The following is a 26,879-nucleotide window of genomic DNA, read 5'->3' on the forward strand; positions in this document are numbered from 1 at the left end:
CGTCAGTCTCTTGCGCATGTTCGCGTGGGCTAGGGCTGTCAGGTGCGGAGCGCCTGGTATGCGTGTCCGCCAGCATGTTTTTTTCCGCTCGGTTTGACAGGGCAAAAGTAACGGCGCCGCCGGGGTATCCCCCGGCGGCGTCTTCGTCTTTGGAATGTTTGGCGCGGTCTGGCGGCGTCCGGAGACAGGCGCGGCGCTACACCGTGTGCCGCCCGCTCTCGCGTTTCCACTCCGATACCATTTCGCGCACCATGGCCGCGCGCGGCTCCTCCACCTGCTTGAAGCGTTCGGCGAACACATGCAGGTGGGTGCCGCCGCGGGGCGTGAACAGTCCCTTCACCCGGCACCACAGCGGGTCCAGCGCCTCGGTCATGTGGTCGAGCACGGTGTTGGTGATGGTTTCCATGAACGACTGGTGGTTGCGGTACGCGAACATGTACAGCTTGAAGCTTTTCGACTCCACGCACAGTTGGTCGGGGATGTATTCGGTGACGATGGTGGCAAAGTCGGGCTGGCCGGTCACCGGACACAGCGAGGTGAATTCCGGAAAGGCGATGCTCACGATGTAGGGCCGGTCCGGGAAATTGTTGGGGAAGGCTTCCAAAATGTGCGGGCCGGGCCCGGCGTGCGGGTAGTCGGCCTTCACGCCCAGCGTGCGCAGGTGGGCGGTCTGGTCCTGGCTGCGGGTATGGGTGGCGTCGGCGGTGCCCGATGTGCTGCCCGATGTGCTGCCCGATGTGCTGCCGGATGCGTTGGCGGACGCGGAACCGGACGCGGGGGATGCGGACTTCCTGGTCATGCGATGTTCTCCCGTGGGAATGTGATGCCGCATTGTCGCCGCTGGGGGCGGGCTTGGCAAGCGGCGTGGACGGCGTCCGTGGTGGTACTGGCGACAACTACTCCCGGCAACAGAAAACGGTTGCCACGGCGGGCCATTGCGCTATCCTGAGCGGCAAACCGTCCGCCACGGAGGATGTCCCATGGCCGAGTCCCATGCCAAAGGAGTGGAAGAAGCGCTCTCGCTCGTCAAGGGCGGGCTTGGCGGCATTGCCGATCAGGTGGTGCCGTGGTTTTTTGCCAATATGCCGGACTATTACCTGCGTACCCACTCGGTGACGGAGCAGGTGCACCACCTGCAAGCCATCATTTCCGGCCGGGTGGTCACGGACAACCACGCCGTGCGCCTGGCCAGCCCGGACGGCCGCAAGATCACCTACATTTCCCCCTCCGCCTCGCGCGACCTGCACGGCATTCTGGCCGGTCTGCTGGGTGAGCACATCGAGACCGCGCGCATCTACACCACGGCCGATGGGCAATTGGGGCTGAACGAATTCCTGCTGGCCCCGCAGCCCCGCGCGGGCAGCCTGCGCACAGTCCAGGGTGACGACCTGTTCAGCGCCGCTCTGGACGCCATGCGCGCCAGCGGCGAGCTGCCGGAAACGGACATGCCTCCCTTTGCCGCGTTTCTGGCCACCGCCAACGCGGAATACGTGGAAAAATTCGACCCGGTGCGGGCCGCCCGCCACTTCCGGCTGCTGCGCGAGATAGGCGGCGGCGATGACACCGGCCTGCTCATCGAACAGTGCACGGCGCCCGCCGGGCCCGCCGGGCCCGCCGAGCCCGCCGGACCCGCCGGACCCGCCGCGTCCGAAGGGATAGGGGCAGCCGGGGCAGCCGCAGCCGAATTGTCGGCGGAGCCCTGTGACATCCGGCGCGAGACGCGCATCGTGGTGGCCATGCGCCATCCCCCGGCCACGGGCCTGCTGCTGCAAATCGCAAGGATCATGCGCCGCCTGGACATCACCGTGCACCGCGCCTACGCGGACACCTTCGCCGACGAGTCGGGCGAGACGGCCATCATGAGCTTTTACGTGTCGCACAAGGGCGACCTGATCCTGGACGATTCCGCCCTGTGGCAGAACCTGCGCAAGAAGCTGCGCCTGGTGAAGTGGTTTGCCCCGCATGAACTGGAAATCCTGGCCGACGAGGAATCCTGGCCCATCAAGCGCATCATGCTGTTGCAGGCCGCCTGCGGCTTTGCCCACGTGTTCCTGGCCAAGGACAACCAGTGGGCCTTCAGTACCCAGAACGTGGTGCGCGTCGTGCTGGCCCGCCGGGCCGAAACCGCGGCGTTGGTGGACTGGTTCGAGGCCCGCTTCGACCCCACCCTGGGCGAGCGCGAGGCGGCTGCCCGCAGGCTGGAGGCCGACGCAACGGACGCCGTGAATGCGGTGGCCGACGAGCGCGAGCGAGCCGTGCTGCTGATGATCCAGCGCTTCTTTCGCCATGTGCTGCGCACCAACTATTTCCTCGATACCATTTATGGCTTGTCCTTCCGGCTGGACCCGGAATTCCTGCCTCCCGCCTATCGCTACGAGGGCGAGGAACTGCCCTTCGGCATCTTCTTCTTCCACGCGCCGGGGGGCCTTGGCTTTCACATCCGCTACCGCGACATGGCGCGCGGCGGCGTGCGCGTGGTGCCCACCCGCACCCAGGAGCAGTTCGAGCTGGAATCGAACCGCCTGTATGACGAGGTGAAGGGGCTGGCCTATGCCCAGCAGGTCAAGAACAAGGACATCCCGGAGGGCGGGGCCAAGGCGGTCATCCTGCTGGGGCCGCTGGGCGACGTGGGGCTGGCCGTGGCCTCGGTGATCAACTCGCTGCTGGACGTGGTGCTGCCCGGCCAGGACACCCCGGCCCTGCCCGGCGTGGTGGATTACCTGGGCCGGGAAGAAATCATCTACTGCGGCCCGGACGAGAACATCCAGCCTGCGCACATCGCCTGGATGGTGGAACGCGCCCGCCAGCGCGGCTACCGCTGGCCCTCGGCGTTCATGAGCTCCAAGGCCGGGGCTGGCATCAACCACAAGCAGTACGGCGTCACCAGCATCGGGCTGATGGTCTTTGCCGAGGAAATGCTGCGGCATCTGGGCATCGACCCCTTCGCCCAGCCGTTCACGGTGAAGATCACCGGCGGCCCCAAGGGCGACGTGGCGGGCAACCTGATGCGCCTGATGTTCGAGGCCTATGGCGGCAACGTCCGCATCGTGGCTGTCAGCGACGGGCACGGCGGGGCCTGGGACCCGGACGGGCTGGACCAGTCCGAACTGCTGCGCCTCGTGGATGCCCAGCGCAGCATCAGCGCCTTCGACCCGGCTCGGCTACGCGGCGAGGGGGCGTGGGTGGCCACGTCCGACACCCCGGAAGGGGTGCGCCGCCGCAACACCCTGCACAACACCGCCCACGCGGACATCTTCATTCCCGCCGGGGGGCGGCCCGATACCATCAATACCCGCAACTGGCACGACTTCTTCGACCGGGGCGGGGTGCCCACGGCGCGTGCCATCATAGAGGGGGCCAACCTGTTCGTGGCGCCGGAGGCGCGCAAGCGCCTGGCCGAGCGCGGGGTGCTGGTGGTGCACGGCTCGTCGGCCAACAAGACCGGGGTCATCTGCTCTTCGTACGAGGTGCTGGGCGGCCTGGTCATGACCGACGAGGAGTTCATCGCCCACAAGGAACGCTTCGTGGCCGAGGTGCTGGACATCCTGCGGGTGCGCGCCCGCGACGAGGCGCGCCTGCTGCTGGCCGAGATTCGCCGTTGCGATGGCTGCAAGGCCCTGCACGAGATTTCCGTGGATGTCTCGCTGGAGATGAACGCCGTGGCCGACGCGCTGTACGCCGCGCTGGTGGCGCGCGGCGAACCGGTGGAGGCGGACCCGGCCCTGCGCCAGGTGCTGCTGGGCTATCTGCCCCCGGTGCTGGTCGAGCGCTTTCCCGAGCGGATATTCGAACGCATTCCGTTGCGTCACCAGTACGCGCTGGTGGCCGCGCACACGGCCTCGCGCATTGTCTACGCGGAAGGCGCGGGCTGGCTGGCCCCGCTGGCGCGCCAGCGTGACGCCGAAAGCGTGGCCCGGGCCTGGCTGCGCGAGGACGGTCGCATCCGCGACCTGATCGCGGCGGTGTCGCGCAGCGGGCTGCCGGAAGCCACGGCCGTGGTGCACCTGCTGGAGCGCGGCGCGCGCAAGCGGGCCACCGAAGAGGCGCTGGGGCTGGAATGACCGCCACGGGCAGCGCACCGTGCCAGCCCCGCGCGACCCCGCACTGCCGTCGCGGGGGCAGGCGCAGCACTTGCGGGCTTGATTTTTCGCGGGGGCTCGCCCAATATGCCTGTCCGTTTCCGGGGGCGCGGGCAGGCGCGCACTGTCCGAAGGCGGGAAGGAGGTTGCTGCCGTGAACAGGGAAGGACAACACAAGGACGGTCCGCTGAAGGACCGTTACAGGCGCGGTTTCGTCGAGGTCATGTGCCCCAAATGCCGCACCACGCGCATCATCGTGGTGCCGGAAGAGCCCATGCCGCGTTGCGAGAACTGCCGCGTCGAGATGATCGTCAAGGAAGTGCTTACGGAAGGGAAGTACTAGTCCTCGCCGGGGTTTTCGTCCTCCGAAGCGTTGTTCGCCGGGGGAACGGAATTCCTGCCGTGCGTACGGGATGCACACGGCATCCACAAAATTTCAAAGCGGGCTCCCGTGGGGTCCGCGCCGCGCCCCGCGCGTTTTGGGCGGATTGCCGACGCCCGCCGTGCGTCGGGGCGCGGCATCGCGTTGCCGGTTGTGGTTTTTCAACGATATCCGATGGAGGAACGCATGAAACTGTTCAAGCTGCTGGCCGCCATGCTGCTGGCCGTGCTCGTCGCCGCGCCCGCCATGGCCGCCGACATCGAGCTGGCCAAGAAGTCCACCCTCAACGAAATCGTGGCGCGCGGCGAACTGCGCGTCGGCTTCGACGCGGGCTACATGCCCTTCGAAATGACCGACAAGAACGGCAACTACGTCGGCTTCGACATCGACCTCGCCAAGGAACTGGCCAAGGCCATGGGCGTGAAGTTCGTGCCCGTGAACACCGACTTCGACGGCATGATCCCGGCGCTGCTCAGCGACAAGTTCGACATCATCATCAGCGGCATGACCGTGACCCAAGAGCGCAACCTGCGCATCAATTTCGCCGATCCGTACATCGTGGTCGGCCAATCGGTCATCGTCAGCAAGAAGCTGGAAGGCAAGGTCAAGACCTGGGAAGACCTGAACAAGCCGGAATACACCGTGGTCTCGCGCCTTGGCACCACCGGCGAGGAAGCCGCCAAGCGCATGCTGCCCAAGGCCAAGTACAAGTCCTTCGAAAAGGAAGCCGACGGCGCGCTGGAAGTCATCAACGGCAAGGCCGACGCCTGGGTGTACGACATGCCCTTCAACGTGGTGTTCATGGCCGAGCAGGGCAAGGGCAAGGCCCTTCACCTGGACAAGCCCTTCACCTACGAGCCGCTGGGCTTCGGCATCAAGAAGGGTGACCCCGATTTCCTGAACTTCCTGGACAACTTCCTGAGTCAGATCAAGAACGACGGCCGCTACGACCGCATCTACGGCAAGTGGATGAAGTCGACCGAGTGGCGCGCCCAGGTGCAATAGAGGTCCAATAAGCGGATAGCTTCGGCAGGGGCGGGCACCCGCCCGCCCCGCCATGTCCGCCATGTCCGCCATGTCCCGGCCCCACGGTTTTGCGCGGGCGCGGTTCCTTCGTTTCTTCCCGTCACCGGGTAAGGGCAGCGAACCGCCCCCGCGCGAAGCCATGCGGCTTTCGCCGCGCCCTGGCGCGGCCATCTCCCCGGCGCTTTCGCCGCCCGCTGGGTTTCGCACCCCTGCGGTGTGCGCGGCCGCGCCGCAAAAGGAATCACGATGACGCAGTACAGAGGGCTGGACAAGCCCAAGGGCAGGAGCTTCTTCCTGTTCTGGAAAGCCATGTTCGTGGCGGCCATGCTGGCGCTGGTGGCGTTCTTCTGGGTCGCCTCCTCGTCGGTGGAATACATCTGGCGCTGGAACCGGGTGCCGCAGTACTTCTGGGTGAACGAGGCTTCGGACGTGCGTTCCGAGGCCGAGGGCGATGTGACCATCATCGACCGCCAGGGCACCGAACACCGCGTGGTGGTGCGCGACTCGAAGGGCGAGGAGCACCCCCACCTGCTGCCCGGCGAGGGCAAGGTGCTGGTTTCCTCGGGCGATTTCGCCTACCGGGGCGACGTGCTGGGCCGCTATCAGCTGAACAGGCCCGGCATCCTGCTGGAAGGGCTGTGGGTAACCCTTGAAGTCAGCGTGCTGGCCATCATCGGCGGCATCGTCATCGGGGTGGTCACGGGGCTGTGCCGCATCTCCATCAACCCCATGCTGCGCTGGGGGGCCATCGCCTACATCGAGATCATTCGCGGCTCGCCGCTGCTGGTGCAGATATTCCTGTGGTATTTCGTGGTGGGCACGCTCATCAACGCGCTGCTGGAGCACGTGGGCCTTGGGGGCATATCGCCCTTGTGGTACGGCGTCATGGCGCTGGCCCTGTTCACCGGGGCGTACGTGGCAGAAATCGTGCGCGCGGGCATCCAGTCGGTGCACCGGGGGCAGATGGAGGCCGCGCGCTCGCTGGGCATGAGCTACGCCCAGGCCATGCGCAAGGTCATCCTGCCCCAGGCCTTCCGGCGCATCATGCCGCCGCTGGCCGGACAGTTCATCAGCCTGATCAAGGATTCGTCGCTGCTCGGGGTCATCGCCATCCGCGAACTGACCAAGGCCACGCGCGAGGTGGTCACCACCTCGCTCCAGCCGTTCGAGCTGTGGATCGTCTGTGCGGTGCTGTACCTTGTGCTTACCTTCACCCTTTCGCTGTTCGTACAGTACCTTGAACGCAGGGCCATCCGATGATCAATGCCACCAACGTCCACAAGTTCTTCTACACCCCCGACAAGCTGCACGCCCTGCGCGGCGTTTCGCTTACCGTCGCCCCCGCCGAGGTGGTGGTCATCATCGGCCCTTCCGGTTCGGGCAAGAGCACGTTTTTGCGCTGCCTGAACCGGTTGGAATACGCCGACGAAGGCTCCATTCTCATCGAAGGGCGCGACATACTGGACCCCGATTGCGAGATCAACGAGGTGCGGGCCGAGGTCGGCATGGTGTTCCAGTCGTTCAACCTGTTTCCGCACCTGAGCGTGCTGGAGAACCTGACCCTGGCCCAGACCACCGTGCGCAAGCGCGGCAAGGCCGAGGCCGAGAAGAAGGGCATGGAACTCTTGCGCAAGGTGGGCATTGCCGAAAAGCACAACGTGTACCCCGACCAGCTTTCCGGCGGGCAGCAGCAGCGGGTGGCCATTGCCCGCGCGCTGGCCATGGACCCGAAAGCCATGCTGTTCGACGAGCCCACCAGCGCCCTGGACCCGGAAATGGTGGGCGAGGTGCTGGACGTCATGAAGAACCTGGCCCGCGAGGGCATGACCATGGTGGTGGTGACGCACGAGATGGGCTTTGCCCGCGAAGTGGCGGACCGCGTGGTGTTCATGGACCAGGGCAGCATTCTGGAAGTGGGGTCGCCGGACAAGTTCTTCACCGCGCCCGAGCATGACCGGACCAAGTTGTTCCTGAGCCAGATATTGTAGGTTCGGTCAGGCCGCGTCCTTTCACCCTCCGGCTTCCGACCCGGAGGGCGCGAAGCGTGGCCGTCAGGTGAGCTTGCGAGCTTGCCCCAGCCGTAGGCGAGTCAGCGAGCCGTATGGATGGGGACAGCAACGAGACGGCCATCAAGGACAACGCGTCAGATTTCGCCTTTGCTCCGGTCACGAACGAGAAGAGTGAGCCGCGGTCACCACCCGTAACACTCGCGCGGAGCGCTCGCGTAACGGCTGCGGCGCGCTCCCTTCGCAAAAGGCGCATCTTCCTTGCCGGAGAACGAAAATCCTGCGGCCTGGCACAGCCTGACGCGCCCCGGCTTGGCCTCTGAAAGGCAAGGGCACCACACGTCGCACAGACAACTACCGGGGCATTCCATGCAATGGATGCCCCGGCTGTCTTCACGACGCGCCCCTCTCTGGGGGTGGGCAGTGCCCCCTGTTGCCCCCGTGCGGCGTAACGGGTAGAGTCGCGCCCATCCGCAGATCGTCTGGTGGCGCGCCTGGTGACGTTTTTGGCGTTTGGGGTGCGAGGGGTTGCCGTGAATCATGAATTTCTGGCCTTTCTGGGGCTGGCAGCGCTGCTGGTGGTAACCCCCGGCCCGGACACCATGCTGGTGGTGCGCAATGCGTTGCGCGCGGGCGCGTGGGGTGGCGTGGCCACCACGTTCGGCTGCGTGTCGGGGCTGCTGGTGCATGTGGTGTGTTCCGGCCTTGGCGTGTCCGCCGTGCTGGTGCATTCCGCCGGGGCGTTCCATGTGGTGCGTCTGGTGGGGGCCGCGTATCTGGTGTGGCTGGGCGTGCGCGCCCTGCATGGCGCGTGGAAGGGCGGTCCTGATGCGCCCGATGCATCCGATGCACCCGATGCCCCCGATACGTTGACCGCGCCGATGGCATCGGGTGCAGGCAAACCGGCAGGCACCGCGACTTCCGGCCCGGCCCATTGGCGCGCGTACCGCACGGCATCGCGCGGCATGATGCGCCGGGCGTGGGCGGAAGGCTTTCTGAGCAACGTGCTGAACCCCAAGGTGGCCGTGTTCTATCTGGCCGTGCTGCCCAACGTGGTGGCCGCAGGGGGCATGGCGGGGGCCGATGGCGCCTCCGGGGCGGTCGTGCTGGGCGGCGCCTTTGTCCGGGCCTGTCTGTTCGGCGGCATGCAGGCCGTGGTGGCCGTGCTGTGGTTTTCGTTCCTGTCCGTTTCGGTGCACCGGGCGCGCGCCACGCTGCTGCGCCCCGGCGTGCAGCGGGCCCTGGAAGGCGGCGTGGGCGGGCTGATGGTGGGCTTCGGCCTGCGCCTTGCCCTTGATCGAGGATGACCTCTGATGATCGAGGATGACTGCGGATGATCGGGGCGACCTCTGGTTGACCGGCCGCATGGTCTGGTTCCTTTGGGCCTGATTGGCTTCACCCGCCTCACCTGTGCATGACCACGCACGGCACGCCGTGCGGCAGCTTCAACGGAGGTTTTCATGCGGCGAATTGCCATGCCGGTTCTTGTTCCGGCCGCCCTCATGCTGGTCCTGTCCCTTGCCGGATGCGGCGGGCGCGGCGGCCTGTCGCATGTGGCCACTGAACCGTTGACGGGGGCCTGCCAGGCGCGTTGCCAGCAGGACGACGAGTACGGCGTGCTCACGCGCAACGGCTGCATGCGCGGATGCGAGGCAGCCCAGGTGCGCTTTCCGCTGCGCGGCAGCCACTACCTGTCAGAGGAAGCCTGCGTGAAGGGCGTGGAAGCCCTGAATGTGGACGAACAACTGCGCGCCATGGACCTCTACTGTGAAGACACCTGGGTGAACATCCACACCCGCAAGGGCTGCAAGGATGCCGCGCAGGCCTTCTATGACGCCATGGGCGAGCATCTTTGCCGCCCCGACGCTCGGTAGCGCCAACAGGCCCCGATCGCGCAAGCGTTCGTTCGTGCCGCTTCGGGGGGGAATCCGAATCATGTCCACGACGCATATCGCATGCAGGGAGGCCGCCATGGGCGACGACCGCGTGATGCTTGACGTTGCCACCATGCCCGTGCCCAAGGGGGGCATCATCGCGCTGGCCGCTGGCCCCGTGGGGCTGCCGGGCGCGTTGCCCGCCCTCTCCGCCGTGCAGGCAGACGTGGTGCTGGGGCTGGCCGTGGGTGCCACCCTGCATGACGCCCTGCTGGACCCCATGGGCGACCCGTTGTTCCGGGTGGTGGGGCGCACCTTGCTGCCCCGTTCCGGTTCGGCGCATGCCGGGGCCTGCGTGTTCGTGGAAGCCCTGCGCGACGAGCCGGGTGGCCGGGTGCTGCACCTGCTGGCGCGGCGTCAGGGGCGCGCCCTGGCCTGGGTGACTCTTTCCGACAAGGGCGCGGCGGGCCTGCGCCAGGACGCCAGCGGCCCCACCATCGCCGAGATGGTGCGCGGGGCCATGCCCCTGTGCATCGAACGCGGCTACCTGCTGCCCGACGACGGCCAGCGGCTGCGCGCCCTGCTGGTGGACCTGGCCCTGACCCAGGGCTACGACCTCATCCTGACCACCGGGGGTACCGGCATCGGCCCGCGCGACGTGACGCCGGAGGCCACCCTGGCCGTCATCGAACGGCGCCTGCCCGGCTTCGAGCAGGCCATGATGGCCGCAAGCCTGGCCAAGACGCCCAACGCGGTCATTTCGCGCGCGGTGGCGGGCACCCTGGGCGGGGCGGTCATCGTCAACCTGCCCGGCAGCCGCAAGGCCGTGGCCGAAAACCTTGCCGCCGTGCTGCCCGCGCTGGCCCATGCGCTGGACAAGTTGCAGGGTGATCCTGCCGAGTGCGGCGGGTAGATCAAACCCCTGTCGATACAGGGTATCGCATGCCGGGGGCATGCATCACGGCGATCATATCCAACAATCAACCGGCACCGTAGTTGCCGGAGCGAAGGAAACGGCCATCGCGCATTTCGGGGGAAAGTGCGATGGCCGCCCGTCCCGTCAGAGACACACGCATGCAGCAGCCTTTGCAAGTCAGGCTCATCGACCTGACCGTGGCCTTTTCCCGTGCGCTCGACCTGGTGAGCCCGGCCGTGGCCGCGCATCACGTGCACGTGGGGTTCATCGCCGCGCGGCTTGCCGAGCGCCTTGGCCTGCCCGACAGGGACAGGTGCGAACTGCTGCTGGCCTCGCTGATGCACGACGCGGGTGCCGTGCCGCTGAAGGCGGCGCTGGAAGGGCTGCTTTTCGAGCAGGACATGGATTCGCACTCCCGCGCCGGGGCCGTGATGCTGGGCACCTGCCCGCGACTGGCCGAGGCCGCGCGCCTGGTGCGCCATCACCATGCGCCGTGGTGCCACGGCAAGGGGGACGACGGCGTTCCCGCAGCCGCGCACATCATCCACATGGCCGACAGGATGGATGTGCAACTGCGGCGTGGCGAAGACCCCGCCCGCCAGTTTCCGCGCGCCATGGAACGGCTGGAGCGGGGGCGTTCCATCCTGTTCCGGCCTGATGCGCTGGATGCCCTGTACGACCTGACGACCGACCCGGCCTTTGCCGCCGGGCTGCGCGCGCCGGAATGCCATCTGCACACCGGTGCGGGCGGCAGGCTGGAAGAAGAGGTTCTGGATGCCGATGGCATAATCTCGTTTTCCACGCTGTTCTCGCTGGTCATCGACTCGCGCAGTCCCTTCACCGCCACCCACTCCAGCGGCGTGGCGGAAACGGCCCGCCTGTTGGCCCGCTGGGCCGGGTTTGACGGCCCGCAGTGCAAGGCCCTGTACGTGGCGGGCTTGCTGCATGACATCGGCAAGCTGGGCGTTCCGCTGGACATCCTGGAAAAGCCGGGGCGCCTGGACGATGAGGAAATGCATCTGATGCGCCGCCATGCGGAGCACAGCATGGACATTCTGGCCTCTGTCCCCGGCTTCACCAAGGTGGCCACCTGGGGCGCGCTGCACCACGAACGCATGGACGGCAGCGGCTACCCGTACGGGCTTGCGGGCGACGACCTGCCCCTGCCCGCGCGCATCGTGGCCGTGGCCGACGTGTTCACCGCCATCGCCGAGGATCGCCCCTACCGGGGCGGCATGCCGCCCGACGCGGCCCGCGCCGTGCTGCGCGACCAGGCCCGCGACGGCAAGCTGGACGCCGAGCTTGTGGACCTGCTGCTCTCGCGGTACGAAGAAATGGATGCTGTGCGCCGACAGGCGCAGGGGCTGGCCCGCGACGAATTCGACCTTGTCCGTGCGGCGCTGGAGCATGAACCCGACAACGCAACGTGCCGGGAAACGGCGGCGTAGACCACATAACCGGGCGGACCCTTACATGAATCCCTTTTCGCGCATTGCGGCCATCTGCCGCATGATCAAGATCGAACACTCGGTGTTCGCGCTGCCCTTTGCCTATGCCGGTGCCTTTCTGGCTGCCGGGGGCTGGCCGGGCCTGGTGCCCCTGCTGGTGCTTACCGTGGCCATGGTGGCCGTGCGTTCGTTTGCCATGGCCTTCAACCGCCTGGTGGACCTGAAGTACGACCGGCTGAACCCGCGCACGGCGGGCCGCCCGCTGGTCACGGGCGAAATTTCCGTGGCCTGGACCGGGGCGTTCACCGTGTTCATGGCTGTGCTGTTCGTGGTCGCCTGCGCCGGGATGAACCGGCTGTGCCTGTACCTTGCCCCCGTGGCGTTGCTGGTTGCCGCCTCGTACAGCCTGCTGAAGCGCTTCACCTGGCTGTGCCATTTCTTTCTGGGCGGGGTGCTGGGGCTGGCCCCGGTGGCCGGGTGGATCGCCGTGGATCCGCAGTTCACCGTACCCGCCGTGCTGCTGTTCTGGGGGGTATTGTTCTGGGTGGCCGGGTTCGACATCCTGTATTCGTGCCAGGACATGGACTTCGACCGGTCCATGGGGCTGCACGCCGTGCCCGCCCACTTCGGCCTGCCCACCGCGCTGGTGGTTTCCGCCTTCTGCCATGCCAACGCGGCCATCTTCCTGCTGCTGGCGGGCTGGTCCGCCTCGCTGGGCTGGCCGTGGTACGCGGTGTGGGCGGTCATTGCCGGGGTGCTGACGTGGGAGCACCGCATCATCAGCCCCGACGACATGTCGCGGGTGAACATGGCCTTCTTCACCCTGAACGGCGTCATCGCCTTCATGGTGCTGGGGGGGGCGTTGCTGGGACTCTACTTCGGCTAGAACGGACGCCACGGGTGCCCTCCGGCCCTGGCGCTCTTCGGTTTTCACCGCCGGGAGGTCCTCCATGCGGCTGAGCATGGCGCAGGAATACAACCGCCGCAGGGTGCAGGCCATGTACGGCTGGCAGGTGGCCGTTCCCGTGCCGTTCGACGGCATCGGCATGGATGGCGAGGCGGCGGCGCGGCTGCGCGAAGCCGCCGCGCAGGTGGCCGCCGATGCGGGCGTGCCCGTGGCGCTGGTGGCCCGGCGGCTGTTCGATTACGCCTACCGGCTGGAACCCACCGGCACCCTGGTGTTGCTGGTGGGGGTGCCCGAACGGGGCGTGGAACTGTTCGTGGAGATGGGCGCGCAGCACTGGCGGCCCGTGCGGCCCGAAGAACGCGCGCCCGACGACCATGAGCCTGCCGACCAGGAACCCGACGCGCAGGCACGTGACGGGGCGGCACCGGGGGGCAAGCCCGACACCGCCAGGCAAGGTGGCGGCCACAGTGCCGATGCGCCCGCCGGTGCCCATGGCCTGCCCGTGATGCATATTTCCGACCTGATGGGCGGCCCGCGCCGCCGGTAGCCCCGGCACCTGCCTGGCCACCCCCTTCGCCCGTTCCCGGCACATCGGGAACCGGCATCATTCACGCAAGGACAACAAGGAGAACGCGCATGGCGCGACGCAGGATACCCGACTCCCTGCCCCCGTCCGGGGTGGCGACAGACAACGACATACGCGACGTGAGCCGCTCGCAGAAGAAGCGCGAAAGCAACGCCATGCAGACCCTGGGCCAGGAATTGGTCCGGCTGCCCGCCTCCAGGGTTCGCTCGCTGGGCCTGCCGGATGAGCTCGAACGGGCGGTGCTGGAATGGCACGCCATGTCCACGCACGAGGCCAGGCGGCGCCAGTTGCAGTACATTGGCCGGGTCATCCGGGAAGGGGGCTGGGAGGCCGTGTCCGCGCAGATGGGCGAGGTGCGCGCCGTGAAGCAGGCCGAGGATGACGATTTCCACCGCATCGAGGAACTGCGCGAGGAACTGCTGGCCGCCGGGCCAGACCGCCTGCAACCCTATCTGGAACAGTGGGCCGACGTGGACCCGCGCCACCTGCGCCTGCTGGTGCGCGACGCGCTGGCCGAACGCGCGGCCGGCAAGCCCCCCCGTGCCGGGCGCGCCCTGTTCCGGCTGCTGCGCGAGGTGGCCGAGGAATAGCCGCTCCGTTCCTGCCGCTTTGCAAAGAAGACGCGCCGGGTGCTTTCGCATCCGGCGCGTCTTGTCGTTGGTCGGGAGAAGGCGGCGGTGCACCCTGCGGGCATCGGCTGTCCGGCTGCGCGGTTGTCCGGTTGCCCGGTTCCCAGATACCTAGATACCCGACTGGCGCAACACCCTCAGGGTATGCCGGGCCACGGTGACCACGTCGTGCAGCACCGTGCCGCCCAGCAGGCGGTCCAGCAGCCCGGCGGGTTCCTCGTGGCCGTCCGCGTCGACGCGCAGCGCCGTGCCGAAGCGGCCCAGCATGCGGCGGTGCAACTGGGTGCCCAGTTCCGGGTCCGCGCTGGAAAGGGCGCGGCACACGGCGGCGGCGGTGCGTTCCGGCGCGCTGGTGAACTGGCAGGCGCGGGCCACGTGTTCGTGCAGGGGGGCACCGGGGGTCAGTTCACGTCCAGCCAGCAGCGCGGCCGCCGCATCGTCGATGCGCCCGTCGCGCAGCAGGCGCGCGGCTTCCGCCAGCAGGGGATTGGGCGTGTCCGGGGGCGATTCGGCCAGCAGTTCGGCGAAGATATTCTGGGCGCGCCGCCATTGCCGGGCGCGCGCGTATATTTCGCCCGCGCGGCTGCGGAATTCGCGGCTCTTGTCCAGGTCACCCTTGCCCCGCCAGGCATCGGCCAGCCCCAGGCAGGCATCGGCGTGCAGGGCGTTGTAGCGCAAGGTACGGTTGAAGGCGGTGATGGCCGCGTCCCATTGCTCGCGCAGCAGGTGGGCCGTGCCTTCCAGGAAATGGGCCTCGGCTTCGTCGGCGGCTTCGGTCGCCGCGTTGGCGAACCGCTCCAGGGCCTGGTCGAATTCCTCGTCCGACAGCATCCGCACGCCCTCGGCCACGGTGCGTGCCGTGCGCGTTTCCAGCGCGCGCCGGGCGCGCAGCAGTTGCCCGTCCAGCGTATCCACGGTGTACGGGCGGCCCAGAAAGCCGCTGCATCCCGCGCCGATGGAGGACAGCACCGCCTCGCGCGTGGCCGCGCTGGACACCACCAGCACCGGCAGGTCGAGCAGGCGCGGGTACGAACGCAGCAGTTGCAGCAGGTCGAGGGCGGTCATGTCCGCCAGTTGCTCGTGGCAGAGCACCACGTCAAACGGAGGGGTCGCATTGCCAGGGGAAGGGGCCGTGTCGTGCTCTCCGGGGCGGGCGCGGCGCTGCCGGGCCAGCATGCGTGCGGCGGCTGCGCCGGATGTCAGCACCGCCACGTTGCGGATGCCCGTCTGGCGCAGTGCGCGGCGGTCCACGGCGCTCAGTTCCTCGCGCGGGGCCAGGATGAGCGCGCTGACGAACCCGTGCGCCGGGCTGGCGTCCGTGCGCGGCACGGTGCCCCACGACGTTTCCGCGCGCACCGCATCCACCAGGTCGGAAAGGCTGGCCGCGCCGCGTCCGGCCATGCGCATGGTGGGGGGCACGCCAAGGGCCGCGAGGCCGGTGGCGGTAACGCCGTCTAAGGGACGGGGCGGGCGGGGCTGACGGGGTGCCTTGGCCCGCGCGGACGAGTCCAAGGCCTGTAGCGCCTGGGCCGCCGTGGCGGCAAGGCGGTCGGGCGCGCGATGGGCCGGGGTGGCGTGTCTGGCTGCGGACTGCATGTGTGGCCTTCCTTCCGGGGGATCGCCCCGTGTACCGGTTTCATCGGCGGCAGCGGGGGAAACTTTAGCGTGGCCGGTACATGCGGGCATTTTCGGCATCCGGAATGACAACGGCCCACCCCCCTCGCGGGGGCGGGCCGTTGATGAATGGCATGCGTGGATGGGGCTATTTCACGAAGGGCAGCAGCTTGCCGACACGGACGGGACGCACGGATTGCACGCCGGGCGGCGGGGGATCGGCAGCCAGGTCGTCGCCCGCGCCATGGCTGGCGGCCCGGCCTGCCCTGCTGGCAAGGTCGGCAAGCCCGGCAAGGGCGGTACGCTCGGCATCATGGGCCGTGGCCAGCGCAGCGCCCAGCCCGAAGCCGGGCGCGGGCATGCCGTAGCGCGGATCGCGGTCGTGCACGGTGCCGCAGGTGGCGCACTGCCATGTGCCCTCATGGGCGACAAGCCGCACCAGAACGCCATCACGGTTGTAGCAGCTCTGGCAGAACGGCCCCTGCTTGATGTTGCCGGTGATGAGCCAATAGCAGAACCCGTCAAAGACAAGATTGCGCGACAGGTAGAGGATGTCCTCGAATTCCTGCACCTGCATTTTCAGCATGGTGTTTTCGTCGCACAGGGAAACGTAACGCGACTGCATTTCCATCAGTACGTGCCGCGCTTCCTCGGTCTTGCCTTTCATGAACAGGTCGTGAATTTCCTTGAATCTGTAATAGTCGAGCATGGCCGCACCTCTGCGGGATGGGGAACCGGTGGCCGGACAGCCGCGGTACATGGTTCCCATCGGCAGTTCGGGGCGGAACTTTAGGCCGGGGTGCGATGCAGTATCCGTAAGGGGGGGAAGCGTGAAGTGGAACAGCCCAGGGGCTTTCTCCAAATTAGGATTTTTGTTCGTTGGCAAGGAAAACGAGCCTGCCATGAGGGAGCATACTCTTGCTGTATCCGACTGAGCCTTAGCCGTTAGGCGAGCAAAGCGAACCTTACGGATAGGGACAGCAGAGCCATGGCAGGTGAAGTTTGACCGCGTTGCGCTCGATGCCCGTAAAGCTCGCAAGCTCGCTTAACGGGCACGCTGTGCGCCCTTCGGGTCGGTTAGCCAACGGACAAAAAGACAATTTGGAGGCACCCCCTAGCGGGCGGTGCGCACCAACCGCTCCACCAACTGCCGCTGGGTCTGTTCGGCGGCCTCGATCTCGGCAGGTGAAAGGCCCGCGCCCAGGGCCACGGCGCGGCGCTTTTCGGCGGACACGAAGTCTTCCTTGCGGTGGGCGTCGTTGTTGATGACCAGCCGGGCGCCCGCCGCGCGCGCGGTGATGGCCACGTGGCCGTTGGACAGCGCGTGCGCGGGGCGGGTGGTGATTTCCAGCAGCACGCCGCGCTCGGCGGCGTAGGCGGCGTCCTCTGCGGTGAGCAGGCCGGGGTGGGCCAGCACGTCCGCGCCGCCCTCGATGGCGGCAAGGTTGGTGCCCGTCTCCACCACGTCGGCCAGCGACTGCCCGTGCACCACCACCAGTTGCGCGCCTAGGGCCCGCGCTTCCCTGATGGCGTCGGGGATGAGGGCCGGGGGCACGTGGGTCAGTTCCACCCCGGCAAAGACCTCTATGCCCGCGTACAGCCCGTACTGGCGGGCCATGGGCAGCACCTGGCGGAGGATGAGGTCCATGTTCGAGCCGTCGGCGTGGTCGGTGAGGGCCACGGCGCGATAGCCCGCAAGACGGGCGAAGCGCACGGCGGTGGCGGGTGTCATGGAAGAGTCGCTGAAGCAGGTATGCACGTGCAGGTCGATCATCGGGGTGGCTCCGGGCGTAGGCGCGCGCAGGTGCCGGCGAGCGGGCATCCGCCGCGTGCCTGCGGTGTTCAGGCTGCGAATGCGGGTTGCCCGTGCGGGGTGTGCGGGACGGTCGCGCGCGTGAGGGAATGGTGGGCCACCGCTACACCACGGGCGGAACCGGCGCAACCCCGCGCCCGGTGCATGGGCCAGGTGCCCGGCGGCGAAAGGAGAGGAAGGGGGACACGGGAAGGCAGGGGGGCGGAAGCGTATGACGGCAAACGTGACCGGGGGCAAACGTGACCGGGGGCAAACGTGACCGGCGGGCGCTGGCGACCTGTCGGCGCGTGAAAGCCGCGCCCCGGCGGGACACCGCATGGCAACGACGGCCCGGTGGCGTCGGCCTGCCGTCACGCTACATGCGGTACTTGGTTTCCGGGTCCAGCGAGCGCAGCAGTTCCGCCAGTTGTTCTTCCAGATCGTGGGGGTCGCGCGGGTGGTCTGCTGACGGGTCTGCTGACTGGTTCGGGGCCTGGTCAGCCTTTGGATGCGCGGCGTTCGGATCCCCCACGGCCTCGCGGACGCGGGCTATCTGCTCCATGCTGATGGGGCTGCCCGCCTCGCCGTCGGCCCATGGTGGCTGGCCCGCCTTGCGGCGCACGCCGCGCCGGGCGGTTTCCTCGCGGGCCATGGCCGACGCGGCGTCGGTGGGACGGCGGACGGCGTTCTCGTCCAGATTGGGGCGCAGGCGGTCTTCGGCGGCGCGGCGCAGCACGTCCTCGCTGACGAAGATGGGCACGTCGGCCCGCAGGGCCAGGGCGATGGCGTCGGAGGGGCGACAGTCCACGCGGGTGCGCGAGCCGTTCAGCAGAACGTCCAGTTCGGCGAAGTAGGTGCCGTCGCGCAGGTCCACCACGTCCACGGCCACCAGTTGCGCCCCCAGCGAGCGCAGGGTGTTCAGCAGCAGGTCGTGGGTGAGCGGGCGCGGCACGTCCACGCTGTTGAGCGCGATGGAGATGGCCATGGCTTCCATGGCCCCTATCCAGATGGGCAGCAGTTCCTCTCCGGCCTCGCGGCGCAGGACGAGGATCGGCGCCTTGGTGGCGTCGTCCAGCGACAGCCCCACGACCTTCATTTCTATCATGGGATACCAGCCTGTGCGCCCCGGCGGGCGTCTTCGCATGGTGCCTGCATCTGTACGGCCAGTACGGCCATTCAGGTCAGTATGGCCTGCACGGGCTTGCGGGCGATGCGGTGCCGAAAGCGGATCATGCCCGCAAGACTCCGCGCAGCGAGTGCTTCTTGGCCTCGACGATGGTGACCGGCACGATGTGCCCCAGCCAGCCTTCCGGCCCGCCATCGGGCCCGCGTTCGGGCCGGCGTTCAGGCCCGCGTTCAGGCCCGCATGCAGGCCTGACGGGCAGCACCACGTTGACGAGTTGCCCGTAGGGGTCGCGTCCTTGCCAGCTTTCGCCGCCGGGGGTGCCCGCCGCGCCGTCATGCCCGATTTCATCCCCATTGGCGGGGGGCATGCCGGGCTTCCTGCTCATGCCGTCCAGCAGCACCATTGTGTGCAACCCTACCATGTTCCGCAAGCATTGTTCAGTATAATCATTCTGCCATTCCTGCAGGCGGGCCAGGCGGGCGGCCTTTTCGGCGGCGTCCAGCTTGCCGGGCAGCATGTCGGCGCGGGTACCCGGCCTGTCGGAATAGCAGAACGAGAAGCTGGCGGCAAAGCCCACGGCCCGCATGGCCGCCAGGGTGTCCTCGAAGTCCTGTTCCGTCTCGCCGGGAAAGCCCACGATGATGTCGGTGGAAAGCTGGATGTCCGGGCGGGCAGCCTTGAGCCGGTGCACGATATCCATGTACCGGGCCATGTCGTACTTGCGGCCCATGGCCTTCAGGATGCGGTCCGACCCGGATTGCAGGGGCAGGTGCAGGCGCGGGCACAGGTTGTCCAGCGTGCCGAAGGCGTCGATGACCTCCGGCGCGATGTCCTTGGGGTGCGGCGTGACGAAGCGCAGCCGGTCAAGGCCCGGCAGGGCGGCCACCCGGTGCAGCAACTCGGCGAAGGTCACGGCCTTGCCGTCACCCGCCGCCGTCGCCATGGTCGCCATGGTAGCTTGGCGGGCGGCTTCCGCGTCCTGCCCGTAGGAATTGACGTTCTGGCCGAGCAGGGTGATTTCCCTGGCGCCGCGTTGCACCAGTTCCGCGCATTCGCGCACCACCGCGTCGGCCCCGCGCGACTTCTGGCGGCCCCGCGTGTACGGCACGATGCAGTAGGCGCAGAAGTTGTCGCACCCCTGCATGATGTTCACGAAGGCGGAAGGGGCCACCGGCCCGGCATCCAGTTGCGCGTCGCGTTCGGGGTATTCTTCGGAAAAGTCCAGCAGCGAGACGCGCAGGCCCGGTTCCGCGCACAGCCGTTCGATGGCCTGGGGGGCCATGGACGAGCCGTCGCCGCCGAACACCAGGCGCACCTGGGGAAAGCGGGTGAAGAACCCGGAGCCGATCTGCTGGGCCACGCAGCCGCCCACCACGGCAAAGGCGTCGGGCAGTTTGCGGGTGGCCTGGCGGATGCGCCCGAGCACGCTGTAGACCTTCTGCTCCGGCTTGTCGCGCACCGAGCAGGTGTTGACGATGTTCACGCGGGCCTTGCCCAGGGGGGCCTCGGTAAAGCCGCGTGCCACGAGTGCCCTGGCCAGCCAGTCGGAATCGTTGACGTTCATCTGGCAGCCGAAGGTCAGGATATGAAAGGTACGGTCGCTCATGGTCCGGTGGTATGCTGGTGAAAGGCCGGGATGCCCCGGCACGGGTGAATGAAGGGGGTGGCGGCGGCGCCAGGCTATTCGGTGCCCTTGCCGTTGGCGGATGCCTGGGCCTGTTCGCGTCGGGCCTTGGTGCGTGCGTCCTCGCGGCCGCTGTGCTCGCCCGCCAGGTAGAACAGGGCGATGGGCGCGATCAGGCAGACCACACACCACAACAGCGGGTTGCGGCCCTGCCGCCGGGCCAGAACCGCCGCGCCAATGCCCGCGCCCGCCCAGATGAGCGCCATGTACACGTAGCCGGAAGTGGTGAAATCCAGTTCAAGCATGGGGTGTGGGGGTTGTGGTGCAGGGGGCGGCATGCCGTCGGCTGGGAAAACGGGGAAAACGGAAAGATCAGATGGACCGGGGGAGGCCAGGAAACCCGTCGGCCACGCCTGGCCCGCCACGGATGGTTCCTTGAGGTAAGGCATTCATGGGGGGGGCGCAAGGGGTCAAATCCTACTTGCGCAGTAGGATAAAAGCGGTATAGTCTCGGCATTGAAGACGAAGTGTCGTCGCGCGCCGGTGGCTGCCCCGGCGTTTCCCTTCACATCGTGCGCCGCGCCTGCGGCATGCCGCCCACGCGGGGAGGATTTCCCATGAAAAAGTACAGGGTGAAGGGGCTGCAAAGCCCGGATTGCGCCGCCACCGTGACCACCTCCATCCAGACCAGGGCCGGGATCGAGGAAGTGAACGTGAATCTGGCCACCGGCGAGATCACTTACGGCCCTGCGGTGTGCGTCGATACGCGCATGCTGCGCGAGGCCGTGGAGAGCGCCGGGTACACGCTGGAGGAAGAAGAGGCGTAGACGCATCCTTCCGTGGTGCGCGTCGTATGGCGCGCTCTGCGGTGCCGGATTTGCTTCGCATGAAGGGGCGGGGGTACAGGCCCCCGCCCCTTCGCATTTTCAGTGGGTGCGCAGCGGCGTTCTGGCCGCTATTGTTCCGGCATCACCGGTTCGGGGCCGTCCTTGACCAACTGGTAGTAGGGCAGGATGTCCGCCCCGAAGCTGAGCTTGAACCAGCCCCTGCGGGGGCTGTTCACCCCTTCCAGGTCCACCTCGGTCACGCCCGCGCGGGCCAGTTGGCCGAAGGCGTCCCACAGCACGGCGGTGCCGCAGGGGGTGTTGCGCAGGTGCGGGTCGCCCGCGCCGAACAGGTAGTAGGCGCGCTTGCTGTCCATGCCGAACAGGGCCATGGCCGCCAGTTCCCCTTCCGGGGTGCGCGTGGCGAACAACCGGCCAAAGCCCCCCGCCAACACGGCGGCGGCCAGGTCGCGCAGTTCGTCCAGCCGTTCGCGCTCCACGTCGATGGACTGGCGGGCCATGGTCAGGGCGTAGAAGGCCGAAAGGTCGTCCGGCGTGGCGTCTTCGGTGGTGCGCACGCCGGTTTTCAGCGCCTTGCGCACTTCCTGGCGGCGCGAATAGGAAATTTCCGGAAACAGGGGCACGTCTTCCGGCGTGGCGGCATCGGCAAAGCCCGCAAGGCTGGCGTAGGCGGTGTAGCGCACGTCCGCCACGTACTGGGGGGCATCGTCCCTGCCGTAGTTGTGCCACAGGAAGGGCCGGATGTCGGTAACCTGCGGCGACAGGGCCAGTTCCACCCGCGCGTAGCGCCGCGACAGGGCGGCGGCCACGTCCGTGGCGATCTCGAACCGCTCGGACAACACCGTGGAGCGGTTCTGCTTGTTGGCGGGCGGCGCGAAAAGAATGCCGTTGTGGATGACGAAGTCGTGCTGCACCGCGCACGTGCCGTCCGCCGATTCGGTGACGGCCACGGCGGCGCGGCGTTCGTTGCCGTTCAGGCACCAGTACAGGCGGCTCGGCTGGCGCACGGCGGCCAGATATGCGGACAGCGAGAAGATGGTGCCGTTGGGGGATGCCTCGACAAAGGCGTCCCACTGGGCGCCGGGGGTGGTCTCTTCGAGACGGTATTGCGTGGTCACGGGGGCTCCGTTGGGTGGCGCGGGAAGGCTGCCGGGCCGCGCGCAGCGCGCGGCGCACCGGTGGGCGCGGGAGCGTCGCCCGCAGCCGCGCGAAAAATGACACCGCTGCCGCCCGCCGTCAATATGCGGGGCCGCTCGTGCCGGAAGGTACAAGGTGGGGGCGGGTGAGGACGTTTTTTACGCCTCCGGCGCGGGCAAGGGGCTTCGCCCCCTGCACCCCCATCATGTAAAGCCAATATAGCTGATTACGCGTGCCCTGTGGCTATGCGACGTGCAGTTGAATGCGCTGTCCCTGTTCGTTCACGTGCCCGACAGACCGGATTGCTGCATTCCTTTGCGGGGGTGCAGGGGGCGAAGCCCCTTGCCCGCCGGAGGCTGAAAGAAACTGTTTCCGCAGGGGGATGCGGTGTATGTCGCACCGAAACCTGTCAGGCCACCAGAACCCCCGCATACCCCACCACCCGCTGCATATCGCCGCTGACCTCGCCCGAGGTGGCATAGGCCACCACCCGCGCGGTCTGGGCGCCCATGTCCAGTGCGGCCAGCAGCCCCAGGGTGGCGGGCAGCACGCCGCACATGGAGATGCCCCTGTCGCGCACGGTGGCGTACAGGCCCATGGGGTCCAGCGCCTCGATGCGGGCCAGGGCCAGGCGGTCCAGCCGGGCGGCATCGGCATGGGTGACGTAGTGGCTCATGTCCGACGACACCACCATGGCCACCCGCCGTCCGGCGGCCTCCATGCGGCGCAGTGCCCCCGCCAGGGCCTGCGAGGCCTCGCGCAGGGCCTGCGGGTCCGGCTCGGCCACGGCCACGGGCACGATGGCAAGGTCGGGCGTGTATTCCTGCAGGAAGGGCAGGACAACCTCTATGGAATGTTCGCGCACGTGGGCGGCGGTATCGCGGGTGAAGCCCGCGTCCGATTCGGCCAGGGCGTCGGCCAGGTCCTCGTCCACGGGCACCGGACCGAGGGGGGTGTGCCAGTTGCCGCCCGGCCAGACGGACAGCGGCGCCCCAAGCCCGGTGTGGTTGGGACCCAGCAGCACGATGGTGTCGGGCAGGTTGGCCGCCCCCAGGGTCTGCCCGGCCACCTCGCCGGAATACACGTAGCCCGCGTGGGGCACCATGGCCAGCAGGGTGGGGGCGGGGTCGCGCGGGGCGGCGGCAAGGTGTTCGCGCACGGTATGGCGCAGCAGGTCCGGGTCGTCCGGGTAGAACATGCCCGCCACCACGGGGTTGCGGTCGATGGCGTGTCCGGTGTCCAGATGCCTGTCGTGCATGGCGGCCTCCTGCGGGAAAGGGCGGACATACGGAAAGGGGTGGCCTGTCCGGTGGCCTGTCTGGCGGCCTGTCCGGTGGGATGTCCTGTGGGCTGTTCGGGCAATCCGCACCAACGCGGAACCACGCCGGTGGGGCCGTATCCGTCCTATGCCAGATGCGCGCGAAAACGGAAACAGCGGAGATGGGGGAAGCGGGACAAGGCCGGGCGGCCGGGCGGCGTCGGGCACGGCATCTGTGGCGGTCTCCTGCTGCCTGGCCGCTGCCTGGAGGTGCCGGGCGCTACTGCTGCGAGTCCTGGGTGAAGCCGGAAAGGCCCTTGGTCACGTCGGTGGTGCGCAGTTCGGACGCGGCCATGCGTCCGTACAGCGACTGCGGGTCGCGTCGGGCCAGGTCTTCCAGGGTGGTCTTCCAGGCGTCCACGTTGCCCATCTTGCGTTGCAACCGCGCCACGCGATAGCGCATGGCCGCGTAGCCGGGGTCGGAATCGGGCACGTACTTGGCGTACTGGTCGGTCCAGTCCAGCGATTCGCGCAGGCGGCCCGCCGCCTCGGTGATGTCCATGAGCGAGAGCAGGCTTTCCTTGATGCGCGGCGTGTCTTCCTTTTCCGGGCTGGCCTGGGCCACGGCAAGGAAGTCGGACAGGGTCTCGCGGGTGAGCAGGTAGGCCTTTTCCAGTTCGCGCTTGCGCTCCGCGTCGCGCGACAGGAAGTAGCCCACGTAGGCGCGCTGTTCCTGGGGCAGGTCCTTGCGGTCGTACAGGCGTTGCCACAGGGGCACGGCCAGGTCGGGGTGGCCCAGGTTTTCCTGGGCCAGGGCCAGCGCGTAGTCCGCCTGCTTCTGGACCGGGTCGGACAGGTTCCACCCGGACACGCCCTGCATCACGTCGGCGATGCGCTGCCAGTTCTGGGTTTCCAGATACACCTTGAGCGCCAGGGCCAGCACGGTTTCGCCGTGTTTGGGATCCTTCGGCCCCTTCAGGAAGCCGTCCAGCATCTCCAGCGCCTTCTGGGGCTGCCCGGTGTTGGCATAGCTGAGGGCGATGGCCACGTGGGTGTCCACCGACAGATCCTTCTCGTTCTCCTGAATCAGCGGGTACTGTTCCCACAGTTGCAGGATGCGGCCATAGTTGCCGTCGGGCACCGCTTCGGCCACCATCTGGGTGAAGCTTTGCAGCGCGATTTCGCGCACCTTGGGCAGCATGTCGCTGCCGGGGTGGGCCTGGGTGAATTCCACGGCAGATGCCAGCGCCTCGGGGAACTGGCGGTTCCACAGGTACCACATGGTCAGCTTCAGCCGGGCCAGCGGCACCAGCGGGCTCTGCGGATGGCCGGAAATGATGGTGGTGTACGCCTGCACCGGACGGGTGTTGTCCGGCCGCTGGAACACCGAGACCATCTCGGCGATGCTCGGCGTGTCGTGGATGCCTTCCTCGGCAAGACGCATCAGCGAGATGAGCCCGCCGTCCTTGTCCGGGAAGCGGCGCACCGCCTCTTCGTAGATCACCCGGGCGGCCTCGGGCTGCTTCTGCTTGGCCAGGATGTCGCCCTGCCGGGCCAGCACGGTGTCGATGTCGTCCGCGTCGGGATTGATGTTGTAGTACAGCCAGTAGTTGGCGCGGGCATCGTCCAGCTTGCCCAGGTGGTCGGACACGTCGGCGGCCACGGTGAGCAGTTGCGGATATTCCAGGTAGAAGCGGCCCCAGCGCTTGTCCACGAAGTCGAGGATGGAGGCGGCCTGCTGGTAGTAGCCCAGTTTGTACAGGGTGCGGGCCAGGCTGACGGAGCCTTCGCGCACGTACTTGCTTTCCGGAAAGTCCTGCACGATGGACTGGAACTTGTCCGCTGCCTTCTGGTAGTCGCCGCGTTTGTAGGCCTCTTCGCCCGCGTAGTACATGGCCAGGGCGGCGTTTTCGTCGTGCGGGTACTGGCGCCGCAGCAGGTTGAAGTAGCCTTCGGCTTCCTGCGAGTTGCCGATGCGCGTGTTCAGCAGGCCGAGGCGCAACAGGGCCTGCGGCACCCGGTGCGACTTCAGGTTGTAGTTCATGGCCTCGCTGGTGGCCGTGATGATCTTGTCGAAGACGGGAAGAATGTTGTCCTTGTTCTGCGCGTAGAGCACGTCGCCGATGAGGTACAGCACCTCCTCGTACATGTCCTTGGGCGTGTCGCGCAGGCCCTTCAGGGTTTCCAGCAGTTCCATGGCCTTGGGATAGTCGGCGTTGACCATGAAGGTCTTGGCCTGCTCCAGCAGGTCTGCCGGGACCGGCGGCGCGGGAACGGGATTGCCCTTTTCGTCCACGTACACCACCTGGGTGGCATTGCTGGCGTTGGTCGCGGCCTTGCCTTCGGCCACGGCCTGCGTGGCCTGCGGCGAGGTGGCGTTGCCGGTGACCGGGGGCGTGGGCTGGCCGTCGGGCTGCGGTGGCGGCGTGGGACCATCGGGACGGGGGGCGGCGGACTTGCGCGCCTCGCCCTGCCCCTTGGCCTGATCCTTATCCGGTTCGCCCGCCTGATCGGGCGCCTGGGCCACGGTTTGCGGCGTGGCGGGTTGCGCATCCTGACTGGCCGTGGCGGCGGGACCGGCTTCGCCGCGCGAGGGCACCGGCGTGGGGGGTGTGGCCGGGGCGGACGCAGCCGCTTCCTCGGGCCATTCGGAAGGGCCGCCGGAGTTGATGCGCGCCCGGACGGAATAGGGCACGGCAAAAAAACTGCGCGGCTGTTCGGGGGCCTGCGCGGGGGCCTTTGCAGCGGCCTGAGGCGCGTCGGGTTGCGGCTGCGCCGGGGGCGTGGCGCCGGTCTGGCCCCCGGTCTGGCCCCCAATCTGGCCTGTCACCTGCGCGGGGGGCGCTGTGCCCGGGCCGGGAGAAAGCTTGCCGATGATCCCGCCCGTTGGCGCGGCCTGGGCAGGGGGCTGGCCGGTCTCGCCGCCATCGGTGATGGCGCGCTCGACCACGCGCGGCTGCCGGGCGCCGTTCTGGGCCGGTGCGGGAGCGGTGGAGGGCGCCGGTGCGGGAGTGGCGGGTGTTGCCGCAGGGGCGGGTAGCGCCGTCCGGGGTGCCTGTTCAGCAGGTACGGTGTTGGATGATGCCGGGGCCGGGGCCTGGGCAGGGGGCTGCCCGCCATCGGAGGCTGTCCAGCGTTCGCCCATGGGGTCACGGAAGATGTCCACCACCACCCTGTCGGGGGCGGGCCGGGTGACCACGTAGCCGAACCCCGGCGTGCGCGTGTCGATGCGCAGGCCGCCGGGCTGCGGGGCCACCTCGCCCACCAGCGCCGCGCCTGCCGGGTCCGCACCGCCCATGCGCGCGGGGGCCGCGCCCACGGCACGCGAGGTCAGCGACAGGGTCTGCCGCCCGGTGCGGGCCACGTCCACGTCGCCGGGGCGATCGAGGGTGATGGTCACCCGCTCGCGGTCGGGCAGGCCGCTCCACTGCCACGAGGCCGCGTACGCGGCCGTGGCGGGCGGCCCGGCAAGGGCCGCGATGAGGAGCAGCCGGGCAAGACCGGCGGCGGAGGGTCGTTTCACGCAAAAATCCTGTGCATGTGCGCGTACATGGGCATGCGGCAGGGGCTACATGCCGCCCGGCATCGCGGCGGGAAAAAACCGACGCGGGCATTAACCCCTAGCAAAAA

Annotated in this window: 23 protein-coding genes; 13 read left to right on the plus strand and 10 right to left on the minus strand. The window is 68.2% G+C overall.

Annotated features, from left to right (window positions below):
- Nucleotides 1-196: 196 nt before the first annotated feature.
- Nucleotides 197-799, minus strand: coding sequence for a preQ(1) synthase (gene queF / locus ABWO17_RS01150; protein ID WP_353115216.1), 603 nt, complete (start codon nucleotides 797-799; stop codon nucleotides 197-199).
- Nucleotides 800-980: 181 nt separating this feature from the next.
- On the opposite strand from queF, the gene ABWO17_RS01155 reads away from it, so the two are divergent.
- The 12 genes from ABWO17_RS01155 to yjgA all read left to right on the plus strand — a co-directional run bounded on the left by ABWO17_RS01155 (nucleotide 981) and on the right by yjgA (nucleotide 13,814).
- Complete coding sequence (locus tag ABWO17_RS01155) at nucleotides 981-4,061, plus strand: NAD-glutamate dehydrogenase domain-containing protein (RefSeq protein WP_353115218.1); 3,081 nt, start codon at nucleotides 981-983, stop codon at nucleotides 4,059-4,061.
- A gap of 172 nt (nucleotides 4,062-4,233) precedes the next feature.
- The gene (locus ABWO17_RS01160) at nucleotides 4,234-4,422 is read left to right on the plus strand and encodes a hypothetical protein (RefSeq protein WP_353115220.1); all 189 of its coding nucleotides are present in this window, start codon (nucleotides 4,234-4,236) and stop codon (nucleotides 4,420-4,422) included.
- 225 nt (nucleotides 4,423-4,647) lie between these two features.
- The gene (locus ABWO17_RS01165) at nucleotides 4,648-5,466 is read left to right on the plus strand and encodes a transporter substrate-binding domain-containing protein (protein ID WP_353115222.1); all 819 of its coding nucleotides are present in this window, start codon (nucleotides 4,648-4,650) and stop codon (nucleotides 5,464-5,466) included.
- Between the two features lie 267 nt (nucleotides 5,467-5,733).
- Complete coding sequence (locus tag ABWO17_RS01170; protein WP_353115224.1) at nucleotides 5,734-6,747, plus strand: amino acid ABC transporter permease; 1,014 nt, start codon at nucleotides 5,734-5,736, stop codon at nucleotides 6,745-6,747.
- Nucleotides 6,744-7,475, plus strand: coding sequence for an amino acid ABC transporter ATP-binding protein (locus ABWO17_RS01175; RefSeq protein WP_353115226.1), 732 nt, complete (start codon nucleotides 6,744-6,746; stop codon nucleotides 7,473-7,475). Before ABWO17_RS01170 ends, ABWO17_RS01175 begins: the two co-directional genes overlap by 4 nt.
- Nucleotides 7,476-8,026: 551 nt before the next feature.
- On the plus strand, nucleotides 8,027-8,800 hold the full coding sequence (locus tag ABWO17_RS01180) for a LysE family translocator (protein WP_353115228.1): 774 nt from the start codon (nucleotides 8,027-8,029) through the stop codon (nucleotides 8,798-8,800).
- A gap of 153 nt (nucleotides 8,801-8,953) precedes the next feature.
- Entirely contained in the window at nucleotides 8,954-9,367 is a 414-nt protein-coding gene (locus ABWO17_RS01185) for a hypothetical protein (protein WP_353115230.1), read from the plus strand.
- Nucleotides 9,368-9,464: 97 nt separating this feature from the next.
- On the plus strand, nucleotides 9,465-10,280 hold the full coding sequence (locus tag ABWO17_RS01190) for a MogA/MoaB family molybdenum cofactor biosynthesis protein (RefSeq protein WP_353115232.1): 816 nt from the start codon (nucleotides 9,465-9,467) through the stop codon (nucleotides 10,278-10,280).
- A 161-nt stretch (nucleotides 10,281-10,441) separates the two neighbouring features.
- Nucleotides 10,442-11,731 (plus strand): HD domain-containing phosphohydrolase, encoded by a 1,290-nt coding sequence (locus ABWO17_RS01195; protein ID WP_353115234.1) that lies wholly within the window; start codon nucleotides 10,442-10,444, stop codon nucleotides 11,729-11,731.
- A gap of 25 nt (nucleotides 11,732-11,756) precedes the next feature.
- Entirely contained in the window at nucleotides 11,757-12,617 is an 861-nt protein-coding gene (locus ABWO17_RS01200; RefSeq protein WP_353115236.1) for a UbiA-like polyprenyltransferase, read from the plus strand.
- 64 nt (nucleotides 12,618-12,681) lie between these two features.
- The gene (locus ABWO17_RS01205) at nucleotides 12,682-13,185 is read left to right on the plus strand and encodes a hypothetical protein (protein WP_353115238.1); all 504 of its coding nucleotides are present in this window, start codon (nucleotides 12,682-12,684) and stop codon (nucleotides 13,183-13,185) included.
- Between the two features lie 89 nt (nucleotides 13,186-13,274).
- On the plus strand, nucleotides 13,275-13,814 hold the full coding sequence (gene yjgA / locus ABWO17_RS01210; RefSeq protein WP_353115239.1) for a ribosome biogenesis factor YjgA: 540 nt from the start codon (nucleotides 13,275-13,277) through the stop codon (nucleotides 13,812-13,814).
- Nucleotides 13,815-13,964: 150 nt separating this feature from the next.
- On the opposite strand, the gene ABWO17_RS01215 is transcribed toward yjgA, so the two are convergent.
- The 6 genes from ABWO17_RS01215 to ABWO17_RS01240 all read right to left on the minus strand — a co-directional run bounded on the left by ABWO17_RS01215 (nucleotide 13,965) and on the right by ABWO17_RS01240 (nucleotide 20,314).
- Nucleotides 13,965-15,449: a response regulator gene (locus ABWO17_RS01215; protein ID WP_353115241.1), complete on the minus strand. Its 1,485-nt coding sequence runs from the start codon at nucleotides 15,447-15,449 to the stop codon at nucleotides 13,965-13,967.
- Nucleotides 15,450-15,615: 166 nt separating this feature from the next.
- On the minus strand, nucleotides 15,616-16,176 hold the full coding sequence (locus tag ABWO17_RS01220; protein ID WP_353115243.1) for a hypothetical protein: 561 nt from the start codon (nucleotides 16,174-16,176) through the stop codon (nucleotides 15,616-15,618).
- 405 nt (nucleotides 16,177-16,581) lie between these two features.
- Entirely contained in the window at nucleotides 16,582-17,241 is a 660-nt protein-coding gene (locus tag ABWO17_RS01225; RefSeq protein WP_353115245.1) for a histidinol phosphate phosphatase domain-containing protein, read from the minus strand.
- A 394-nt stretch (nucleotides 17,242-17,635) separates the two neighbouring features.
- Nucleotides 17,636-18,364 (minus strand): bifunctional nuclease family protein, encoded by a 729-nt coding sequence (locus tag ABWO17_RS01230; RefSeq protein WP_353115247.1) that lies wholly within the window; start codon nucleotides 18,362-18,364, stop codon nucleotides 17,636-17,638.
- 124 nt (nucleotides 18,365-18,488) lie between these two features.
- Nucleotides 18,489-19,991, minus strand: coding sequence for a tRNA (N6-isopentenyl adenosine(37)-C2)-methylthiotransferase MiaB (gene miaB, locus ABWO17_RS01235; protein WP_353115249.1), 1,503 nt, complete (start codon nucleotides 19,989-19,991; stop codon nucleotides 18,489-18,491).
- A 74-nt stretch (nucleotides 19,992-20,065) separates the two neighbouring features.
- On the minus strand, nucleotides 20,066-20,314 hold the full coding sequence (locus tag ABWO17_RS01240; RefSeq protein ID WP_353115251.1) for a hypothetical protein: 249 nt from the start codon (nucleotides 20,312-20,314) through the stop codon (nucleotides 20,066-20,068).
- Between the two features lie 312 nt (nucleotides 20,315-20,626).
- On the opposite strand from ABWO17_RS01240, the gene ABWO17_RS01245 reads away from it, so the two are divergent.
- Nucleotides 20,627-20,836, plus strand: a complete 210-nt coding sequence (locus ABWO17_RS01245; RefSeq protein WP_353115253.1) for a heavy-metal-associated domain-containing protein — start codon at nucleotides 20,627-20,629, stop codon at nucleotides 20,834-20,836.
- Nucleotides 20,837-20,964: 128 nt separating this feature from the next.
- Here the strand turns inward: ABWO17_RS01245 and ABWO17_RS01250 are convergent, their stop codons facing one another.
- The 3 genes from ABWO17_RS01250 to ABWO17_RS01260 all read right to left on the minus strand — a co-directional run bounded on the left by ABWO17_RS01250 (nucleotide 20,965) and on the right by ABWO17_RS01260 (nucleotide 26,772).
- A complete protein-coding gene (locus ABWO17_RS01250) occupies nucleotides 20,965-21,972 on the minus strand; it encodes a GNAT family N-acetyltransferase (protein WP_353115255.1) in 1,008 nt (335 codons plus the stop codon).
- Nucleotides 21,973-22,400: 428 nt separating this feature from the next.
- Nucleotides 22,401-23,249: an AmmeMemoRadiSam system protein B gene (gene amrB / locus ABWO17_RS01255; RefSeq protein ID WP_353115257.1), complete on the minus strand. Its 849-nt coding sequence runs from the start codon at nucleotides 23,247-23,249 to the stop codon at nucleotides 22,401-22,403.
- 280 nt (nucleotides 23,250-23,529) lie between these two features.
- Complete coding sequence (locus tag ABWO17_RS01260; RefSeq protein ID WP_353115259.1) at nucleotides 23,530-26,772, minus strand: tetratricopeptide repeat protein; 3,243 nt, start codon at nucleotides 26,770-26,772, stop codon at nucleotides 23,530-23,532.
- Nucleotides 26,773-26,879 lie beyond the last annotated feature (107 nt).

The sequence above is a fragment of the Nitratidesulfovibrio sp. genome (assembly GCF_040373385.1).
Lineage (GTDB): Bacteria > Desulfobacterota > Desulfovibrionia > Desulfovibrionales > Desulfovibrionaceae > Cupidesulfovibrio.

Bases quoted from the DNA above. Each gene is read 5' to 3' on its own strand.
- queF (WP_353115216.1), bottom strand. From the start codon at position 799: ATGACCAGGAAGTCCGCATCCCCCGCGTCCGGTTCCGCGTCCGCCAAC.
- ABWO17_RS01155 (WP_353115218.1), top strand. From the start codon at position 981: ATGGCCGAGTCCCATGCCAAAGGAGTGGAAGAAGCGCTCTCGCTCGTC.
- ABWO17_RS01165 (WP_353115222.1), top strand. From the start codon at position 4,648: ATGAAACTGTTCAAGCTGCTGGCCGCCATGCTGCTGGCCGTGCTCGTC.
- ABWO17_RS01170 (WP_353115224.1), top strand. From the start codon at position 5,734: ATGACGCAGTACAGAGGGCTGGACAAGCCCAAGGGCAGGAGCTTCTTC.
- ABWO17_RS01175 (WP_353115226.1), top strand. From the start codon at position 6,744: ATGATCAATGCCACCAACGTCCACAAGTTCTTCTACACCCCCGACAAG.
- ABWO17_RS01185 (WP_353115230.1), top strand. From the start codon at position 8,954: ATGCGGCGAATTGCCATGCCGGTTCTTGTTCCGGCCGCCCTCATGCTG.
- ABWO17_RS01190 (WP_353115232.1), top strand. From the start codon at position 9,465: ATGGGCGACGACCGCGTGATGCTTGACGTTGCCACCATGCCCGTGCCC.
- ABWO17_RS01195 (WP_353115234.1), top strand. From the start codon at position 10,442: ATGCAGCAGCCTTTGCAAGTCAGGCTCATCGACCTGACCGTGGCCTTT.
- ABWO17_RS01200 (WP_353115236.1), top strand. From the start codon at position 11,757: ATGAATCCCTTTTCGCGCATTGCGGCCATCTGCCGCATGATCAAGATC.
- ABWO17_RS01205 (WP_353115238.1), top strand. From the start codon at position 12,682: ATGCGGCTGAGCATGGCGCAGGAATACAACCGCCGCAGGGTGCAGGCC.
- yjgA (WP_353115239.1), top strand. From the start codon at position 13,275: ATGGCGCGACGCAGGATACCCGACTCCCTGCCCCCGTCCGGGGTGGCG.
- ABWO17_RS01215 (WP_353115241.1), bottom strand. From the start codon at position 15,449: ATGCAGTCCGCAGCCAGACACGCCACCCCGGCCCATCGCGCGCCCGAC.
- ABWO17_RS01220 (WP_353115243.1), bottom strand. From the start codon at position 16,176: ATGCTCGACTATTACAGATTCAAGGAAATTCACGACCTGTTCATGAAA.
- ABWO17_RS01225 (WP_353115245.1), bottom strand. From the start codon at position 17,241: ATGATCGACCTGCACGTGCATACCTGCTTCAGCGACTCTTCCATGACA.
- ABWO17_RS01230 (WP_353115247.1), bottom strand. From the start codon at position 18,364: ATGATAGAAATGAAGGTCGTGGGGCTGTCGCTGGACGACGCCACCAAG.
- miaB (WP_353115249.1), bottom strand. From the start codon at position 19,991: ATGAGCGACCGTACCTTTCATATCCTGACCTTCGGCTGCCAGATGAAC.
- ABWO17_RS01240 (WP_353115251.1), bottom strand. From the start codon at position 20,314: ATGCTTGAACTGGATTTCACCACTTCCGGCTACGTGTACATGGCGCTC.
- ABWO17_RS01245 (WP_353115253.1), top strand. From the start codon at position 20,627: ATGAAAAAGTACAGGGTGAAGGGGCTGCAAAGCCCGGATTGCGCCGCC.
- amrB (WP_353115257.1), bottom strand. From the start codon at position 23,249: ATGCACGACAGGCATCTGGACACCGGACACGCCATCGACCGCAACCCC.